We start from the raw sequence: 16,969 nt of genomic DNA, 5'->3' as shown, positions 1-16,969 counted from the left end.
AAATGAGCCTCGGATTCTAGCGAGTTTGCGCCCATGGATTATTTTTAATTTGACTGTCGATTTGGCGTTTTGCCAGGCGACTAAGGGTGTCTTCACAACAAAAAACACGGAGAACCACCATGAACGCTACCCACGAAATCCAGACCCTGATCGACACCTATCGTCAGGCGGTCATCACCAAGGATCTCGAGAAAATCATGGCGTTGTATGCCGAGGACATCGTCTCCTACGACGCGGTCAAGGCACTGCAGTTTCGCGGCAAGGCGGCCTACCGCGCGCATTGGCTGGAATGCATGGAAATGTGCCAGGGCCCGCACACCTTTGATTTTGACCAGATGAACATCGTGGCCGACGAGCACATCGCCTTCGCCCATTGGCTGGCCCATTGCGGCGGTACCAACGAGAAGGGCGAAACCCAGGCCTGCTGGATGCGCGTGACCGGCTGCTATCGGCGCGAGGTCGGGCAATGGCGCATCGTCCACGAACACTGGTCGGCACCGTTCGACATGACGAGCGGCACCGCGCTGTTCGGTCTGCAGCCCTGATCGTCGGGAAGTGCCCCCCACGCGCCAAACTGCAGCCATAGTTGATCAGTTCGATCCGGAGAGCCCCATGAAGTATTTATGCCTGGTCTACAGCAACGAACAGGAGTTGCACTCGCTGCCCGAAAGTCCCAACGACGCCGAGTGCATGGCCTACGCCGAATCGATCCAGGGCAGCGGCCGCATGCTCGCCGCCGAAGCGCTGGAGTCGGTGCAGACCGCGACCACCGTGCGCATGCGCAACGGCAAAGTGTCGATCACCGACGGCCCGTTCGCCGAAACCAAGGAGCAGTTGGCCGGCTTCTACCTGATCGACGCCAAGGACCTCAATGAAGCCCTCCAGGTTGCCGGCAACATTCCGGCGGCCCGAGTCGGCTGTGTCGAGGTGCGACCGGTTCGTCAATTGAATCCCTGATAAGGAGGTTTGCGTGGTGATGTGGGTGATTGAAGGCCATCGGCACTGATGGCTGACGTGTCGGTCAAGGCTCGGGTCGAGCAGGTTTACCGCGAAGACTCGCGGCGAATCCTCGCGACCCTGATCCGTTTGCTCGGTGATTTCGATCTGGCCGAGGAGGCCCTGCACGAGGCTTTTTTCATCGCGGTCGAACGTTGGCAGCGTGACGGTGTGCCGGACAATCCGCGTGCCTGGCTGGTGTCCACCGGGCGCTTCAAGGCCATCGACGGCTTGCGTCGGCGCGCGCGGTTTGCCGCGTCCCGGCCGATGCTGATCGCGCAACTGGAAGCGCTGGAGCAGGCCGACTGGAGTGACGAAGACGTGGAAGACGATCGCCTGCGCCTGATCTTCACCTGCTGTCACCCGGCACTCGCGGCGGATGCTCAAGTGCCGCTGACGTTGCGCGAAGTCTGCGACCTGACTACCGAAGAAATCGCCCGGGCGTTTCTCTCGGCACCGGCCACCATTGCCCAGCGCATCGTGCGTGCCAAGGCGAAAATCCGCGACGCGAAAATCCCTTATCAGGTGCCGACCCTGGCGGAATTGCCCGAGCGTCTCGACAGCGTGCTGCGGGTGATTTACCTGGTGTTCAACGAAGGTTACTCGGCGTCCATCGGTGCTGAACTGACTCGCGAGGATCTGACCCGCGAGGCCATCCGGCTCGGCCGATTGGTCATGGAATTACTGCCCGAACCCGAAGTGATGGGCCTGCTGGCGCTGATGCTGTTGCATGAGTCACGACGCCCGGCGCGAACGTCGGCGAGTGGCGAGCTGATTGTGCTGGATGAGCAGGACCGTACGCTGTGGGATGCCGGGTTGATTGCCGAAGGGTGCGCGCTGATTGCGCGGGCGTTGACCTCGCGGCGATTCGGGCCTTACTGCCTGCAAGCGGCGATTGCGGCGGTGCATGCCGAAGCGCCGACGGCGGGGGAGACGGACTGGGCGCAGATTGCGGGTTTGTATGATGTGCTGTTGGCGGCGGTGCCTTCACCGGTGATTGAGCTGAATCGCGCGGCGGCGATTTCCAAACGGGATGGACCGTTGGCGGGGTTGACGTTGGTTGAAGGGATTCTGAATCGCGGCGAATTGCTGGATTACCACCTGGCGCATTCGGCGCGGGCGGAGTTTTGTCGGCAGTTGGGCAGGGTGGAGGAGGCGCGGGCGGCGTATGAGCGGGCGTTGGAATTGACGCAGCAGATGCCGGAGCGGCGGTTTATCGAGGCGCGGATCAGGGCGTTAAAGTGAGGTGAATTTGCCGGCCCCCTTCGCGGGCAAGCCTCGCTCCTACAGGTTCATCACACCTTTCGTAGGAGCGAGGCTTGCCCGCGAATGGCCGCACCGCTATTCCAGCATCTTGCCCAACAACCAACTCCCCGCCGGCCCCGGCGGATGCAGCCGCGACCACAACGCATCGACGAACAGCGGCTTCGGCCACCCTCGCACGTTCAACTCCTGCAACGTCCCGGCATCAAACCGCCCCACCAGCCATCGCGGCAACGGCGCCCAGCCGAATCCACCCTGAGCCATTTCCAGCAGCATCAAGTAACTCGGTGCCGACCACACACGCCCCTTCGCCCGGCTTTCATACGGATTGACGATGGTCGCCAGACGCAGCTCCCGGTGCTGCTGCAACAGCTCCTGATCGATTCCAGTCAGGGTCGCCAGCGGATGCTCACGCGACACGAACAAAGCGATTTCCGTGCGTTCCTGCACCGTCGAACTGACCAGGTCCGGCGGGTAACTGTCCTGTTGCTCGGCGAACGCCACATGCGCCCGACCGCTTTGCACCAACGCCACCAGGTCATCGCATTCGGCGATCAGGCATTCGAGTTCCAGGTCCGGGTAACGCTGCTCGAATGCACTGAGCGCCGCTTCGAAACGGTCGGACTGATAGGTGTCGGAAATCGCCACGGTCAGCTTCGGCTCGACACCCTGAGAGAGTTGGCTGGCGGTCATTTCCAGGCGGCTGGTGGCCGCGAGGATTTCCTCGGCCCGTTGCAACATCACGTGCCCGGCCGGCGTCAGCGTGGGCTTGCGGCTGCTGCGGTCGAACAACACCAGATTCAGATCGATCTCCAGGCTTGCCACCGCAGCACTGATGGTCGACTGACTGCGCCCCAGTTTGCGCGCCGCCGCGGAAAACGAGCCTTGGGTCGCCGCTTGCACAAACGCCTGCAACACTTCCTGAGAGGCCATGAACTATCGCCTTGATCGATGGTTATTGGTTATGAAGTATCGGCGTGAGGATGGATCATGGCAACCACAGTCACTCAGGGAGTTCTGCTCATGAACGCCAACAAATCCATCACTGAACGTATTTTCCAGGCCATCGGCTTTGAGCTGCTGGCCATCGTGATCTGCACCCCGTTGCTGGCGTGGATCATGGACAAGCCGATGCTCGACATGGGCGTCGTCACCGTTGTCATTGCGGCGCTGGCCCTGGCCTGGAACGTGATCTTCAACGGGATTTTTGACCGCGTGCTGACGCGATTCGAGATTGCGCACAACGCCTGGACGCGAGTCGTTCATGCGCTGCTGTTTGAAGGCGGGTTGGTGGCGGTCGGCGTGCCGCTGATTGCCTGGTGGCTCAACGTCAGCCTGTGGCAGGCGTTCTTGCTGGATATCGGGGTGTTGCTGTTTTTCCTGCCGTACACCTACGTTTACCACTGGGTGTATGACGTAGTGCGCGAACGAATGGTGATGCGAGAGTCTTGCGAAACCTGAAAACAAACCCTGTAGGAGCCAGCAAGCTGGCTCCTACAAGGGAGCGTTAGACGTGGAAGTAGCCTACGCAGCTGTCAAACGGCAGGCGCTTGAGCTCGATCTTGTTCAGGTCCAGCACTTCACGCAGGGCCTTGGTTTCGCCCGGGAAGTTGCGGTAAGCGACTTCGTCCAGCACCACGATCGCGCCTTTTGGCATGTACGGCAGGAAGGTTTCCAGCGCGACTTTGGTCGATTCGTACAGGTCGGTGTCGAGGATCAGCATGGCCACAACCAGGTCCGGACGGGTCTTGACCCACTCCGGCACGGTCTTGACGATGTCGCCCTTGACCAGTTCGCAACGCGGGATGCGGTTGACCGGGCGCAGCAGGTCGTTGGCGTCGATCATGTCCTGGATCAGCGACTGGTCGGTGTCGGCGAACATGGTCTCGTTGACGTCGGCCGGGTCTTCTTTCTTGTCGATGCTCTGGAAGCCTTCGAAGGTGTCGAAGCCCACGATCGAACGGTTGATCGCGTACGGTTCCAGGATCATCGACAAGTGCATGTACAGCATCAGCGAGTTGCCCTTGTACACGCCGCACTCGATGATCGCGCCCGGTACTTCAGCGACTTTCTTGAACAGTTCCATACGCGACAGTGCAGCGGTCACGCCGATGCGGTTGGCGAAGACGAACGGTGCGTCGGCCACGTACTCGGCATCGACCCGTTTCAGAACGTTGGCACGGGTTTCGTTGTACTGGGCCTCGGCAGGCGTGATGCGACGCTTGGTCATGCTTCGATTCCTTGGAAATTAGAAAAGTCGTGGGCGTGGAAATAGTCTTTGAAACCTGCGCCGACATCAGGGCAGGCGCTGTCGACGTTGATCGCGCCGCGCTTGTGCTTGAGGTCGTCGAGGTGCATCAGGCGGAAATCCACGCTGAAACGGGTTTGTTGCGTGTAGTTGGGCACCGTGCCGTGCAGGTGTGAGCCCGAGAAAACCAGCATCTCGGCGGTGTTGCCGGCGATGCGAATTTCGGACGCGGTGTTGATCGCTTCGGTGGGCACCGGGTGTTGGCGTGCCTCTTCCTTGACGTTGTCCTTGGCGCGTTGACGTTGTACGCCAATCCAGTCCGACAGACTCCATTGCGCCGAGGTGTTTTTCACCGGGGCATCGAAGTAGGCCGGGTTGATCATCATGGTCTGGTCAGGCTGGATCGTGTAGACCGGCATCCAGGTGTTGATCTGGCAATCGACGCCGCCGTACCAGGTATCGCGATGCGGCTTGTAGGCATAGCTGACGCCCGCATGCAGGTAGTCGTAGTTGGGCACGACGCGGATGCGCGGTACGTCGAAGATGAATTCTTCGGGGGCGGCACCGATCTCTTCGGTGAAGCTGCGAATCAGTTCTTTGGCACGCAGGCTGTTGGTGAACTGGCCCTTGAGGCGCGTCACCAGTACGACGAATTCTTCCACCGGCATCAGCGTGTGCAGCGCCTGGTGGTTGGTCTCGCCGTCGAAGGCAGCGGTGATGCTTTCCTGGGCGAACGCGCACAGCTCTTTGGCGGCGCGCAGTTGTGTGTTCAGGAAGATGTCGCCGCCATAGATGGCTTCTTTGAAGTCAGCTTTGTGTTGAAGCTGATTGATGTACAGATTCACGGTTCCTCTCCTGAATACATCGAGTCTCTTAAGAGTCGGCCACACGTTAGCAAACTGAAGTGCAATCCGGTGGGCGGAGGACCAATAAAAGCGCAATCCCCTGAATTTGCGACGAAAAGCATTCTCCAGACAAAAAAATCCCCTGTAGGAGCGAGGCTCGCCCGCGAAGGCGGTGTGTCATTCAACAAATGTTGTCGACTGACACACCGCCTTCGCGGGCAAGCCTCGCTCCTACAGAGGGGAGTGTTGAAACTAGAAGATTTGGGTGAACAACCAGTACAAACTGCCCGACAGCACAATCGCCGCCGGCAAGGTCAACACCCACGCCATCAGCAGATTGCGGATGGTCTTCATCTGCAAGCCGCCGCCATTGGCGACCATGGTCCCGGCCACCCCTGAAGACAACACGTGGGTGGTCGACACCGGCAGCCCGAACATGTCCGCCGCGCCGATGGTCAGCATGGCCACGGTTTCAGCCGAGGCGCCTTGTGCGTAGGTCAGGTGGGTCTTGCCGATCTTTTCGCCGACCGTCACCACGATGCGTTTCCAGCCGACCATGGTGCCCAGGCCCAGGGCAATCGCCACCGCGATCTTCACCCACAGCGGAATAAACCGCGTCGAATTGTCGATCTGCTGCTTGAACAGTTGCAGCTTGCCGCTGGTGTCGGCGTCGAAGTTGCCGACCTTGTTCTTGTCCATCAGGCGAATGGTTTCGCTGGCCAGATACATGTCGTTACGCACGTTACCCACGGCTTCGGCGGGCACTTTGGACAACGAGCCGTAACCCTTGACCTCGGCGCCGATACGGCCGGTGAGCGCGGCGAGTGCCGGGATCAGTTGCGGCACGGCCTCCTTGCTGCGCACGTAGTCGGACAACACCGCACGCGGGTCGGCCGGTGCCGGCAGCGGCGAGTTTTTCACCAGCGCTTGCTGGGTGACTTCGGCGACGGCGGCGAACTGCAAAGCCTGATCGGCCGGCATGGTGCGGTTCAGCGCATAAGCCATTGGCAGCGTGCCGACCAGAATCAGCATGATCAGGCCCATGCCTTTTTGGCCATCGTTGGAACCGTGGGCAAACGACACGCCGGTGCAGGTCACGATCAGCATGCCGCGAATCCACCACGGTGGCGGCGTGTTGCCTTTTGGCGCCTTGTACAGCGCACGATTCTTGACGAAGGCGCGCAAGGCCAGCAGCAGCAGCGCGGCAAAACCAAAGCCGACCAGCGGCGAGAGCAACAGCGCATAACCGATCTTGGTGGCCTGCGCCCAGTCCACGCCGCTGGTGCCATCGCGGCCATGCATCAGGGCATTGGCCACGCCGACACCGATGATTGAACCGATCAGCGTGTGCGACGACGACGCCGGCAAGCCCAGCCACCAGGTGCCGAGGTTCCACAGGATCGCGGCGATCAGCAGGGCGAAAATCATCGCGAACCCGGCGGACGAACCGACTTGCAAAATCAGCTCCACCGGCAGCAGGGCGATGATGCCGAACGCCACCGCGCCGCTGGACAGCAACACCCCCAGGAAGTTGAAGAACCCGGACCAGGCCACCGCGAAATTCGGCGGCATCGAGTTGGTGTAAATCACCGTGGCCACCGCGTTGGCGGTGTCGTGGAAACCGTTGACGAACTCAAAGCCCAGCGCGATCAGCAGCGCCACGCCCAGCAACAGAAACGGCGTCCAGGTGGTGACCACCGTGCCGAGTTCGCTCATGTCGTGCATCAGGCTGTACGCGGTGAACAACAGTCCACTGGCCAGCACACCGAAGAAAATCACCAGGGTGAACAGGTTGGGTTTCTTGTCGAGCTGCGGTCTGGCACTGCTGGCGGGCGCCTGGGCAGCGGAAAAGGAAGGAGTAGCCATGCCGGACAATCCTGAGGAGGGAAGTGTGTCGGTCATGATCGTTGCTAAATATTACAGGGAGGCTGCGTTGGGTCAGTGTTTGGGTTTTTTGCCGATACCACCGATCCGAACACACACGTCCCTGTAGGAGCGAGGCTTGCCCGCGAAGAACGATAACGCGGTCATTCAGTTAAACCGAGGTGTTCCATTCGCGGGCAAGCCTCGCTCCTACAGGGCAGGGTGGTTGCTTAATAATCCTCGCGTTTTTTGAATGCCCAACGCCCCGCAATCACCGTAAACGTCGCGACCAAGGCCACCAGGATCCAGAACCCCTCCGGGTCCTGCGATAGCGGCACGCCCCCCACGTTCATGCCAAAAAAACCGGCAATGATGTTGATCGGCAACGCCAGCACCGTGACCACGGTCAAGGTGAACAGCGTGCGGTTGCTTTGCTCGTTGAGGTTGGCGGCAATCTCTTCCTGCAACAGCTTGATCCGCTCACCCAGCGCCGTGAGGTCGTTGATGATCAGCGCAAACTCCTCGGTGGATTTGCGCAGCTCCTTCACGTCTTCCTTCTGCAACCATTGCGGCGGGCGATTGAGCAGGCGCAGCAACGAGCCCGGCTCCAGCGCCAGCAGCCGTTGCAAGCGCACCAGCACCCGGCGATTGGCGCCCAGCTCTGCGCGGTTGGTCGACAGCCGCGAGGACAGCAATTCATCTTCGATCTGATCGACACTGAGGCTGGTCTTGCGCACGATCTGCGTCAGCACTTCGCCCTGGTCGCGCAGCAAATGCACGAGCAATTCCAGCGGCGAGCGAAAACGCTCACCGGCCTTCACCGAGGAACGCAACTTGTCCACCGAGTGCAGCGGTTGCAGGCGTGCGCTGATGATCAGCCGACTGCGCGCACACACCCACAGCGTCGACACATCCGAAGAGACCATGCTGCTGAGGTTGAACACCACGTCGTTGACCACCGCCAGCAACGCCGAATCGACATGCTCGATGCGCGTCGAACGCGAGCCTTCATGCAAGGCTTCGAAAAACTCGTCGGGCAATTCCAGATGACTTTTCATCCAGCGCTCGCACGCGGCATGAGCGAGGTTCAGGTGCAGCCAGAGAAATTCGTCGCTGTCGTCCGGTTGTTGCAGGGACCGCAACGCCATGGCCGAATCGATTTCCCGACCGCGTTCGCCGGGACGAAAACTGAAACCGTACAGCAGACCGAACAGGTCCGGGTCGCGATGGCTTTGGTCGATGCTGTGGTTCATGAGGTCTCGCTGTGAGGAGGCGGCCTGTCGCGGGTTTCACAGGTTCACTTGAGCCGCATCATCGCAAGGCGTCTTGACAGTTTTGTGACGGTTTTTCGAATGTGCAGGAGATGTTGTGTCGGTGCTGAAATCGAGGCAGGTCGCGAGTCGCTTCGACGGAACACAAAAAAGCCGCACGATCCGAAAATCGTGCGGCTTTGTTGTGCGCGTATCAGGTGTCTTGTTTGTTGCTCAGGACTTTGCCAGTGGTGGCATCGAAATCCACGTCAAATTCTTTGCCGTCAGCGGTTTTCAGTTCCACTTCGTACTCGAAGCCATTGAAGTGGTTGTCCAGGTCGGTGTCGGTGATGGTCGCACCCGGGTGCAGTTTCAGGGCAGCCTGGTTCATTTCTTCCAGCGGCTTGATCTTGCCGCTCTTGACCAGCTCAGGGATCTGGTCGATGCGAACATCAGCTTGCGCCAGGCCAGCAGTGAGGGTCAGGGCGGCAGCGGTGAACAGGGCAGTCAAAGTCTTCATGAGGTTCTTTCCTTGGTGAGCTGTTTAAGTGGCGCCAGATTAACCGGGGCAACTTAATTCACCCTTAATTCCCATAACGTGTCGTTTGTAAAAGCTTCGCGGTGCATTTGTTGCCGCGGATCAATACCCGTTGTTCTGCAACAACTGCGCAACCGTACCCGCCGCCGGGCGTTTGTAGAACTTCAACAACTCGCTGGCACGGTTGGTGAAGATGCCATCAACCCCGGCGTCCATGACCTTCTGGTAATCCACCGCATCATCGATGGTGTAGACGTGCACCAGCAAACCCTGATCGTGGGTGTACTGGTTCATCCATGGTTTGACCAGGTCCGAGTAGCTCTGATCGCCACCCTTGGTCAGTGCGGCAGAAGGGCCGGTGCCGATCGCGCCTTGAGCCTTGGCGTACTCGACCCATTGCTGGAATTCGGCTTTGTCCTTCGGTTCCTGTTTGGCGTAGTACGTGGCTTTGTCCTTGTCGCCGGACTCGGCGAACGTCACCTTGGACTTGGGCTCGATGCTGCCTTCGCCGACCCACAACAGCAGGATCTTCGGCACTTGCGGCATTTCCTTTTCCAGCAGTTCGAGGCTGCTCTTCTCGAAGGTTTGCAGCACCACCTTACCTTTGCCCTGGCCGACGGCGAGTTCGCTTTTCGCCAGTTTCGAACCGGCCGGGCTCAGCCATCCGCGATCCTGCAATTTATCCTTGAGGTCACGCTCGAGGCCGGGGAATTGCTTCGGCTCCTTGGTTTCGATGTACAGGCCAGGCTTGTGCAGCGGATTGCCCTGGGCGATGTCGATGATTTCATCGAGGGTCAGAATTTTCAGACCGGCAAAGGAAGGACGCGCACGATCCGGGTAAGCCGTGTTGAACCAGCTGCCGGCGTCGAGGGTTTTCAGCTCGGCGATGGTGAACGCATTGGCCGGGCTGTCCTTGCGCTCAGGGAACTTGCTGGCGACGTCGGTGGTGCGTTGCAGGTTGTTGTCGTGCAGGGCAAACAGCACGCCGTCCTTGCTGCGTTGCAGGTCGAGTTCCAGGTAATCGGCACCCAGGTCGCGCGCCAGTTTGTAGGCGGCGGCGGTGGATTCCGGTGCATCGAAGGACGCGCCACGGTGGGCAATCACCGCCGGGTGCGGAATGCCTGCATGTGTGGCCAGTGAAGTTGGGCTTGGCTCGCTGGCGGCCTGCGCCTGGCCGAGACCGAGCAGCATGCTCAGCAGCAGGGCGCTCTTGGTGAAAGTTACAGGCATGGTCGAGATCCTTTCGCAGAGTGTTTTCAAAGACGTCCCTTTTAACAACTGAACGCTGCTTGCGCTATCGCGAGACCGACATAAACGTGTTTAAAGCGGATTTTTTCAGCACATTTGTGCGGTTCTTTGCAGTACTCTTGGCCCCGGCAGCTTCCCCGGCAGAGGGAACGCCCTTCATCTTGCCCTGCGTGTAAACCATCGATCACTTGTGTGAGGTTTATATGCGCATCACTTCCGAACTCATCTGCCAGGCCGCCGACCAACTCAAAGGCTTCGTCGGTCTCAATCGCAAAACCGGCCAATACATCGTGCGTTTCAGCGAAGACTCCTTCGGCATGGACGTGGCGGATGACGGCATCATTCCTGTGAGTGAATTCGTCTGGGCGTCGGGGCCGGAGCAGGTCATGACGCTGAAGCGCGAGTTGATTCAGTTGTTGCTGGACCAGAACATCGATGACCGGATCAACATTACCGAGCCGTTGCGGGTGTACATGAATCGGCGGGAAGTGCCGGAGATTTCGGCGGTGCGGAGTTTGGTGCAAGGGTGATGGTTTGCGGTGATTGTTATGGCCTCATCGCTGGCAAGCCAGCTCCCACAGGGATATGTGTCATTCGCAAAACCTGTGGGAGCGGGCTTGCTCGCGAAGGCGGCTTAAAGGACACCGCAACTGTTACTGCTTGAACTCATAGGCCCGCTCAACCCTGCACACCCGCGTACTGCACGCCGCATACCAGGTCGAGCGCCCACGCTCACGAATCGCGCTGTGCTCGGGATGATGTTTCCACGCCACAATCGCCGCTTCACTGGCCCAATAGGAAACCGTAATCCCGAGCCCATCCTCACCCCGCGCCGACTCCACACCGAGAAATCCCGGCTGCTCACGCGCCAGTTCAACCATGCGCTCGGCAGCCTCGGCGTAACCCTGATCGCCGTCGGTGCGCAACGAAGTAAAAATCACCGCGTAGTAGGGCGGTTTCGGTGTCTGGGCAATCATGATTTCTGCCTCACACACGCGTCGATCAATGCACTCACCAGCGGCGGCACAATTCCTTTGAGCGCGGCACGTTCAGGCTGAAACAACGTGGCGACAAAAAACGGATGCCCGCGTAATTCCACCGCTCGCAAATCCCCCGTCGAATCGTGTCCCACCGCGGATAATTCCAGGCTTAGCAAATCCCGCTCAAACTGCGGATTCACACCATAACGGCAGCGATAGCCTTCACGAATCTCCGAATTTTCGTACGCCTTGGCGATCAACGAACCTTCAACCAGATGAATGCTGTCGACGGCTTCCACTAGCGAGCAAGTCAGCGGCGTGAGCAACGCTCGCGTGGCATCGGGTGATGTCTCGCCGTGCTCGGCATCTCCCCATCCCAGAACGTTGCGGGCGTATTCGAGTACCGCGTGCTGAAAACCGCCACATGTACCGAGGAAAGGTCGCTGTTGTTCGCGGGCAAAGCGAATCGCTCGCAGCGCACCGTCTTCATTGCGGTAAGGGCTGGCGGGCACGCACCAAAAGCCGTCGAAGTCTTGCAGCGGCTTGTCGTCGTTGATGCCGTCGGTGGCCTGCCACTGGAACTGCACGTCCAGTCCGGCGTGTTCGGCAGCCATGCCGAGGGCGACGGGAATTGCCTGGTGGGCGGTGACTTGCGGGTCGTAATCGCCGATCAGGGCGATGTGGATGGCGCTGTTTTCCATGAGGGCTCTCGTCGCTTGTTGATTCCTGGAGCCCACTATAGATTGGCGTTCACGCACTCAATATTGGCGTTATCCCAAGTGATCAATGCAGCGACGCACTATCGACTGGACTACCCCGACCTGTCCCTGATTCTCGCCCTCGTGCGCGGCGGCTCACTGGCCCGGGCCTCGGCACTGTTGAAGGTCGACGTTTCGACCGTGTTCCGCGCCGTGCGCCGACTGGAAGCCGCGCTGGGCCAGCAACTGTTCGAAAAAAGCCGCGCCGGCTACTTGCCCACCAGTCTTGCGCAGACCTTGGCCGAACAGGCCGAGCGCGCCGAACAAGCGCTGGAGGCAGCGCGCATCGGCGTGGAGCAGGGCGGTGAAGTCATCAGCGGCACCGTGCGCCTGACCTGCACCGATTCGGTTTTACAAGGTTTGTTGCTGCCGGCGCTGGCGCAGTTCATGCCCGGCTATCCGGCGCTGACGATCGAGTTGAGCACGTCCAACGACTTCGCCAATCTCAGCCGGCGGGACGCAGACATCGCCTTGCGCCTGACCCGGAATCCGCCGGAACACTTGGTGGGCCGATGTCTGGCGCAGGTGTCGTATCGCGTCTGTGCGAGCACGGCGTATCTGAAAACGGTCGATGCCGAAGACTTGGCCGCGCTGACATGGATCGCCCCGGACGACTTCCTCCCCGATCACCCCACCGTCGCGTGGCGTCGTCAGCAATTGCCCGGCGTCACACCGGGTTATCGTTGCAACAGCATGTTGTCGGTGACTGAGCTGGTGCGAGCCGGGCTCGGTGTCGCGGCATTGCCGGACTTTCTGATCGATGACGGGCTGCAACCGTTGAGTGAGCCGTTGCACGGTTACGACACCGCGCTGTGGTTGCTGACTCGCCCGGACTGTCGCGCCTTGCGTTCGGTGGTGACGTTGTTCGATGAATTGGGGCGGGCGTTGAAATTGCTGTAATGCTTGCAGGCGCTTGATTCAGAGCTGGTAGCAGGCGAGGAACATGTCCAGCGCAGAGTCCACGACGGTGGTCTGCATCTCAGGCGACAGGCCGGGCAGCCCCATGGAAATCTGCGGCCAGAACGCAAAAGATTTGAGCATCCCCTGAATCTGTTGCGCAGCAAACTCCGGGTCGACCGGCTTCAATCGCCCATCGGCCTGAGCGGCGCGAATCCACACGGTCAGGCCTTCTTCGCGCTTGCCCATTCTCTCGACCATGTTCTGCGCGCGCTCGGGGGAATGAATGGTGGCTGCGATGGCGACCCGCGCCAGGTCGAGAAAATTGTCATCGCCCAGCATCTGCAATTTTGCCATCAGCATGCGGCGCATCTGCTCGCGCAGCGGCAAGTCAGGGCGGTAGGCTGTTTCCTGTTCCGCCGTCACCCGGGCCCATAATTGATTGAGGATTTCGGCGAACAACTCTTCCTTGCTGGGGAAGTGGTTGTACACCGTGCGCTTCGACACGCCAGCGGTGGCGGCGATCTTGTCCATGCTGGTGATGTCGAAACCGTTGGCCCGGAATTCGGCAATCGCCGCTTGAATGATCGCTTCGCGTTTTCGGTCGGTCAGGCGCTGTGGAGCTGTCATAAGTACGCTTCGGCAGAAGAAATTAAGAATTACACTTGGCAGTTTACTTGTGATCAGCTTTGATGCAACCTAGAAACTACACTGTGCAGTGTAATGTTTCGTTAATCCTGCGCAGCCAAAAATAGAGTGTTCGGCTGATGCGTGCGTGCCTTGGCCATTTATCGTCCCACCGTAGAAACTGCACATCGTGCGGTTTCCTGGAGTCATTCAGTCATGGCCAATTCCATTAACGTTTCTGCACCTGAAGCGTCCCGTCAGGCCGAAGGGCACTTCCGCAACCATGCGCCTGTGCAACGAGAAGGCTTGCACAAAATGGTGCGCATCATGTGGAACATGATCTTCCACAAACCGCGCAACACCCGCCCGACGGCGGCTGTTCCGGTACAACGCCTGACCCACGACGCGTTGATCGCGGCGCCCAACCACAGCGTCTATCGCCTCGGTCATTCCACGGTATTGCTGAAACTGCGGGACAAATTCTGGATCACCGACCCGGTCTTCGCCGAACGCGCTTCACCGGTGCAATGGGCCGGCCCGAAACGCTTCCACCAACCACCGATCAGCCTCGAAGAACTACCGCCGATTGAAGCGGTAATCCTGTCCCACGATCACTACGACCACCTCGATTATCAGGCCGTGCTCAAACTGGCGGACAAAACCAAATACTTCCTCACGCCGCTGGGCGTCGGCGACACCCTGATCAAGTGGGGCATCGACGCCAGCAAAGTGCGCCAACTCGACTGGTGGCAAGGCACCGAAGTCGACGGCATCCAATTCGTCGCCACCCCGTCGCAGCACTTTTCCGGCCGTGGGCTGTTTGATGGCAACAGCACACTGTGGGCCTCGTGGGTGATGATCGACGCCGACACACGAATCTTCTTCAGCGGCGACAGCGGCTACTTCGACGGCTTCAAACGCATCGGCGAACAGTACGGCCCGTTCGACCTGACACTGATGGAAACCGGCGCCTACAACGTCGAGTGGCCGCATGTGCACATGCAACCCGAACAAACCCTGCAAGCGCACATCGACCTGAAAGGCCGCTGGTTACTGCCGATTCATAACGGCACCTTCGATCTGTCGATGCACGCCTGGTTTGAACCGTTTGACCGGATACTGGCATTGGCCTGGGAGCGCAGTGTTTCGATTACCACGCCGCAGATGGGTGAGGCGTTTAACGTGATGTATCCGCAGCGGGGGAGTGCTTGGTGGTTGGGGATGGAAAACGTCAGCGATCAGGTGGAAGTCCAGAACGCATGACGTATTGAAGCCCGGCCGCTTGTGATGCAAGCGGCTCGTGCCGACACCTCACTCAACCATCGCAAAATCCGCCCGCCCCACCGAATTCGACTCAGTCCCTCTAACACTCATCCCCCGCCCCGGCGCAAACCCCGGGAAAAACACCAACCCCTGCGACTCAAACCGATACGCCAGCGCCAGTCGATCAGCATCCGGCACCTCACGTTTGGCCTCAAATCGCTCAATCACATCAACCAAAACGCCAGACTCCCGAGACAGCTCATCAACGCTCCAACCCAACATCGCCCGGGCCTGGGCGCAATGGGTGGGGGTGAATTGGAAGAGGGCGATACGTTCCAGGGTGATTTTCATCGCATAAGAGGCCATGGTGTTCTCCGGGCTCGAGAGTGCTGATTCAAAATGTACTGTGTTTTTGTACAGTTGTTTTGCGCCCGGATCAAACTCATTTTTTGAATTCTGCTATTTCGCCCCTGCCAACCAGACGGACGGTGCCTGACCCAACACACGACGAAACATCGTCGAAAACGCCGCCGGGCTGTCATAACCGAAATCCAGCGCAATCCGCGTCACCGGCTCACCCACCGCCAATCGCGCCAACGCCAGCACCACGCAGGCGCGCTGGCGCCACTGGCTGAAACTCAGGTCGGTCTGCTGGCGGAACAGCCGATTGAACGTGCGCAGACTGACGTGCATCTGATCCGCCCATTGCTGCGGCGATTGATGAACATCGGGTCGCTGCAAGAAGCCCTGGCACAACCCAAGCAGCCGCGCATCGACCGGCAGCGGAATGTGCAACGGCAGGTGAGCACTGCGCGCCAGCTCATGCAGCAGCAACTCGATCAACGCGCCATCGCGCCCGGCCTCGTCGTACGCCAGCGGAACCTCCACCGCCTCCATCAGCAAATGCCGCATCAACGGCGAAACACTGATCACCTGACAACACTCGCCCAAATCCACTGCACCCGGCTCGATGTACAAACTGCGAGTGCTCACCCCCAGCATCAACACCTCATGTGCCACCCCCGCCGGAATCCACACCGCCCGCTGCGGCGGCACCACCCAGTTGCCATCGTGCGTGCCGACCTGCATCACCCCGGTGGCGCCGTACAACAACTGCGCCCGTCGGTGTGTATGACTAGGCAACACATGCCCGTAGGAATAATCCGTACCGATCGCCACCACCGACCGTGGCGTGTCATCCAGCACATTAATCGAAACATTGCGCATCAAGCGGCTTCCAGCAGTTGGCGTAAACACAAACATTATTGGCTGACTTGCTGAAGCAGGCCAAGCCACATCGCTCTATCGTCGACCACTCTCAACCAACGGACGACGCGCAATGTTCTACCTCCTGCTGACACTCTTCGGCTGCATGACCGGCATCACCGCCGTGCTGTTCGGCTTCGGCGGCGGCTTCGTCGTCGTGCCATTGCTGTACCGCATGCTCATGGCCAGCCACGGTGCCGACGACCCCATCGGCCAATCGGCGATGCACATCGCCGTCGCCACCTCGACCTGCGTGATGATCGTCAACGCCCTGGTCGCCACTGGAAAACATCACCGAGCAGGTAATCTGATTCGCCATTACCTGTGGCCGTTGGGCGGGTTTATCGGGCTGGGCGCGGTGGTCGGTGCCGTGGCGGCGATGTGGGTGAGTGGTGAGGTAATTCGGTATGCGTTCATTGCCTACCTGGGCGTGACCATTGTGGATTGCCTGTTCAGACGCGGTTTTCTTACACACGCAGGTAATGGAATCCCACGGCGATTGGGGAGGGCGGAAGTGTCTTGTGGCGGCGTAGGAATCGGCGCCATCGCCACGTTTCTCGGTGTAGGCGGCAGCGTCATGACCGTGCCGTTGTTGCGGCGATGTGGGTTGAGCATGAGTCAGGCGACGTCGATGGCTAATCCACTAAGCCTGCCCGTGGCGTTGGCCGGGACGGTGACTTACATGGCGATGGCGGGGTTTAGCGATTTTGATTTGGGGGCGTGGTTTGTTGGTTATGTGGATTTGCTGGCGTTTGCGGTTTTGACGATGGGGTCGTTGGTGGGGATTCGGTTGGCCACGCCGTGGATCGGGCGGATTCCGGATCGGATACATGCGCGTATCTATATTGGTTTGTTGGTGTTGGTGATGGTCAGCATGTGTTGGAGTTAATCGCTATCAAGCTAGCTTTTCATCGATTCGCAGACGAA

Annotated in this window: 20 protein-coding genes; 8 read left to right on the top strand and 12 right to left on the bottom strand. The window is 59.6% G+C overall.

Going from position 1 to position 16,969, the window contains the following annotated elements; genetic code table 11:
* Positions 1–119: 119 nt before the first annotated feature.
* The 3 genes from KGA82_RS04935 (at position 120) to KGA82_RS04925 (ending at position 2,241) form a co-directional block, all read left to right on the top strand.
* Entirely contained in the window at positions 120–545 is a 426-nt protein-coding gene (locus tag KGA82_RS04935; protein WP_223449754.1) for a YybH family protein, read from the top strand.
* 67 nt (positions 546–612) lie between these two features.
* Positions 613–957 (top strand): YciI family protein, encoded by a 345-nt coding sequence (locus KGA82_RS04930; protein WP_008032567.1) that lies wholly within the window; start codon positions 613–615, stop codon positions 955–957.
* A gap of 48 nt (positions 958–1,005) precedes the next feature.
* On the top strand, positions 1,006–2,241 hold the full coding sequence (locus KGA82_RS04925; RefSeq protein WP_223449753.1) for an RNA polymerase sigma factor: 1,236 nt from the start codon (positions 1,006–1,008) through the stop codon (positions 2,239–2,241).
* Between the two features lie 96 nt (positions 2,242–2,337).
* On the opposite strand, the gene KGA82_RS04920 is transcribed toward KGA82_RS04925, so the two are convergent.
* Positions 2,338–3,192 (bottom strand): LysR family transcriptional regulator, encoded by an 855-nt coding sequence (locus KGA82_RS04920; protein WP_008032563.1) that lies wholly within the window; start codon positions 3,190–3,192, stop codon positions 2,338–2,340.
* A gap of 90 nt (positions 3,193–3,282) precedes the next feature.
* Between KGA82_RS04920 and KGA82_RS04915 the strand changes: the two genes are divergently transcribed.
* Positions 3,283–3,720, top strand: coding sequence for a multidrug/biocide efflux PACE transporter (locus KGA82_RS04915; RefSeq protein WP_192229143.1), 438 nt, complete (start codon positions 3,283–3,285; stop codon positions 3,718–3,720).
* A gap of 46 nt (positions 3,721–3,766) precedes the next feature.
* On the opposite strand, the gene KGA82_RS04910 is transcribed toward KGA82_RS04915, so the two are convergent.
* The 6 genes from KGA82_RS04910 to KGA82_RS04885 form a co-directional block, all read right to left on the bottom strand.
* A complete protein-coding gene (locus KGA82_RS04910; RefSeq protein ID WP_008038533.1) occupies positions 3,767–4,489 on the bottom strand; it encodes a TylF/MycF/NovP-related O-methyltransferase in 723 nt (240 codons plus the stop codon).
* Positions 4,486–5,352: a hypothetical protein gene (locus KGA82_RS04905; RefSeq protein ID WP_008038531.1), complete on the bottom strand. Its 867-nt coding sequence runs from the start codon at positions 5,350–5,352 to the stop codon at positions 4,486–4,488. The genes KGA82_RS04910 and KGA82_RS04905 overlap by 4 nt, the downstream gene beginning before the upstream one ends.
* 252 nt (positions 5,353–5,604) lie before the next feature.
* Positions 5,605–7,218 carry an inorganic phosphate transporter gene (locus KGA82_RS04900; protein WP_223449752.1) on the bottom strand — a complete coding sequence of 538 codons (1,614 nt, stop codon included), beginning with the start codon at positions 7,216–7,218 and terminating at the stop codon, positions 5,605–5,607.
* A gap of 227 nt (positions 7,219–7,445) precedes the next feature.
* The gene (locus KGA82_RS04895; RefSeq protein ID WP_008032555.1) at positions 7,446–8,468 is read right to left on the bottom strand and encodes a transporter; all 1,023 of its coding nucleotides are present in this window, start codon (positions 8,466–8,468) and stop codon (positions 7,446–7,448) included.
* Between the two features lie 211 nt (positions 8,469–8,679).
* Complete coding sequence (locus KGA82_RS04890) at positions 8,680–8,985, bottom strand: PepSY domain-containing protein (protein ID WP_223449751.1); 306 nt, start codon at positions 8,983–8,985, stop codon at positions 8,680–8,682.
* 120 nt (positions 8,986–9,105) lie between these two features.
* Entirely contained in the window at positions 9,106–10,233 is a 1,128-nt protein-coding gene (locus KGA82_RS04885) for a glycerophosphodiester phosphodiesterase (protein ID WP_008038520.1), read from the bottom strand.
* Between the two features lie 221 nt (positions 10,234–10,454).
* On the opposite strand from KGA82_RS04885, the gene KGA82_RS04880 reads away from it, so the two are divergent.
* Entirely contained in the window at positions 10,455–10,781 is a 327-nt protein-coding gene (locus KGA82_RS04880; RefSeq protein WP_223434894.1) for a DUF2025 family protein, read from the top strand.
* A gap of 123 nt (positions 10,782–10,904) precedes the next feature.
* On the opposite strand, the gene KGA82_RS04875 is transcribed toward KGA82_RS04880, so the two are convergent.
* Positions 10,905–11,228 (bottom strand): antibiotic biosynthesis monooxygenase family protein, encoded by a 324-nt coding sequence (locus tag KGA82_RS04875; protein ID WP_223449750.1) that lies wholly within the window; start codon positions 11,226–11,228, stop codon positions 10,905–10,907.
* A complete protein-coding gene (locus tag KGA82_RS04870) occupies positions 11,225–11,932 on the bottom strand; it encodes a CTP synthase (RefSeq protein ID WP_223449749.1) in 708 nt (235 codons plus the stop codon). The genes KGA82_RS04875 and KGA82_RS04870 overlap by 4 nt, the downstream gene beginning before the upstream one ends.
* A gap of 15 nt (positions 11,933–11,947) precedes the next feature.
* Between KGA82_RS04870 and KGA82_RS04865 the strand changes: the two genes are divergently transcribed.
* Positions 11,948–12,889 carry a LysR family transcriptional regulator gene (locus tag KGA82_RS04865; RefSeq protein WP_223449748.1) on the top strand — a complete coding sequence of 314 codons (942 nt, stop codon included), beginning with the start codon at positions 11,948–11,950 and terminating at the stop codon, positions 12,887–12,889.
* A gap of 18 nt (positions 12,890–12,907) precedes the next feature.
* Here the strand turns inward: KGA82_RS04865 and KGA82_RS04860 are convergent, their stop codons facing one another.
* A complete protein-coding gene (locus tag KGA82_RS04860) occupies positions 12,908–13,516 on the bottom strand; it encodes a TetR/AcrR family transcriptional regulator (protein ID WP_008034835.1) in 609 nt (202 codons plus the stop codon).
* Between the two features lie 213 nt (positions 13,517–13,729).
* On the opposite strand from KGA82_RS04860, the gene KGA82_RS04855 reads away from it, so the two are divergent.
* Complete coding sequence (locus KGA82_RS04855) at positions 13,730–14,776, top strand: MBL fold metallo-hydrolase (RefSeq protein ID WP_223449747.1); 1,047 nt, start codon at positions 13,730–13,732, stop codon at positions 14,774–14,776.
* A gap of 48 nt (positions 14,777–14,824) precedes the next feature.
* On the opposite strand, the gene KGA82_RS04850 is transcribed toward KGA82_RS04855, so the two are convergent.
* Both KGA82_RS04850 and KGA82_RS04845 read right to left on the bottom strand, forming a co-directional pair.
* Positions 14,825–15,142 (bottom strand): hypothetical protein, encoded by a 318-nt coding sequence (locus KGA82_RS04850; RefSeq protein WP_008034837.1) that lies wholly within the window; start codon positions 15,140–15,142, stop codon positions 14,825–14,827.
* Between the two features lie 93 nt (positions 15,143–15,235).
* Positions 15,236–16,003 carry an AraC family transcriptional regulator gene (locus tag KGA82_RS04845; protein WP_223449746.1) on the bottom strand — a complete coding sequence of 256 codons (768 nt, stop codon included), beginning with the start codon at positions 16,001–16,003 and terminating at the stop codon, positions 15,236–15,238.
* 112 nt (positions 16,004–16,115) lie between these two features.
* On the opposite strand from KGA82_RS04845, the gene KGA82_RS04840 reads away from it, so the two are divergent.
* Positions 16,116–16,931: a sulfite exporter TauE/SafE family protein gene (locus tag KGA82_RS04840; RefSeq protein WP_223449745.1), complete on the top strand. Its 816-nt coding sequence runs from the start codon at positions 16,116–16,118 to the stop codon at positions 16,929–16,931.
* The last annotated feature ends 38 nt before the right edge of the window (positions 16,932–16,969 follow it).

The organism is Pseudomonas sp. BF-RE-22, assembly GCF_019956155.1.
Classification (GTDB): Bacteria; Pseudomonadota; Gammaproteobacteria; order Pseudomonadales; family Pseudomonadaceae; genus Aquipseudomonas; species Aquipseudomonas migulae.
The sequence above is the reverse complement of the archived record's forward strand: the minus strand, read 5'-3'. Positions and strand labels throughout refer to the sequence as shown.

Coding starts and splice junctions, on each gene's coding strand:
- KGA82_RS04850 (WP_008034837.1), bottom strand. CDS start 15,142: ATGGCCTCTTATGCGATGAAAATCACCCTGGAACGTATCGCCCTCTTC.
- KGA82_RS04935 (WP_223449754.1), top strand. CDS start 120: ATGAACGCTACCCACGAAATCCAGACCCTGATCGACACCTATCGTCAG.
- KGA82_RS04900 (WP_223449752.1), bottom strand. CDS start 7,218: ATGGCTACTCCTTCCTTTTCCGCTGCCCAGGCGCCCGCCAGCAGTGCC.
- KGA82_RS04890 (WP_223449751.1), bottom strand. CDS start 8,985: ATGAAGACTTTGACTGCCCTGTTCACCGCTGCCGCCCTGACCCTCACT.
- KGA82_RS04845 (WP_223449746.1), bottom strand. CDS start 16,003: ATGCGCAATGTTTCGATTAATGTGCTGGATGACACGCCACGGTCGGTG.
- KGA82_RS04870 (WP_223449749.1), bottom strand. CDS start 11,932: ATGGAAAACAGCGCCATCCACATCGCCCTGATCGGCGATTACGACCCG.
- KGA82_RS04925 (WP_223449753.1), top strand. CDS start 1,006: ATGGCTGACGTGTCGGTCAAGGCTCGGGTCGAGCAGGTTTACCGCGAA.
- KGA82_RS04930 (WP_008032567.1), top strand. CDS start 613: ATGAAGTATTTATGCCTGGTCTACAGCAACGAACAGGAGTTGCACTCG.
- KGA82_RS04840 (WP_223449745.1), top strand. CDS start 16,116: ATGTTCTACCTCCTGCTGACACTCTTCGGCTGCATGACCGGCATCACC.
- KGA82_RS04855 (WP_223449747.1), top strand. CDS start 13,730: ATGGCCAATTCCATTAACGTTTCTGCACCTGAAGCGTCCCGTCAGGCC.
- KGA82_RS04920 (WP_008032563.1), bottom strand. CDS start 3,192: ATGGCCTCTCAGGAAGTGTTGCAGGCGTTTGTGCAAGCGGCGACCCAA.
- KGA82_RS04860 (WP_008034835.1), bottom strand. CDS start 13,516: ATGACAGCTCCACAGCGCCTGACCGACCGAAAACGCGAAGCGATCATT.
- KGA82_RS04885 (WP_008038520.1), bottom strand. CDS start 10,233: ATGCCTGTAACTTTCACCAAGAGCGCCCTGCTGCTGAGCATGCTGCTC.
- KGA82_RS04915 (WP_192229143.1), top strand. CDS start 3,283: ATGAACGCCAACAAATCCATCACTGAACGTATTTTCCAGGCCATCGGC.
- KGA82_RS04875 (WP_223449750.1), bottom strand. CDS start 11,228: ATGATTGCCCAGACACCGAAACCGCCCTACTACGCGGTGATTTTTACT.
- KGA82_RS04895 (WP_008032555.1), bottom strand. CDS start 8,468: ATGAACCACAGCATCGACCAAAGCCATCGCGACCCGGACCTGTTCGGT.
- KGA82_RS04880 (WP_223434894.1), top strand. CDS start 10,455: ATGCGCATCACTTCCGAACTCATCTGCCAGGCCGCCGACCAACTCAAA.
- KGA82_RS04910 (WP_008038533.1), bottom strand. CDS start 4,489: ATGACCAAGCGTCGCATCACGCCTGCCGAGGCCCAGTACAACGAAACC.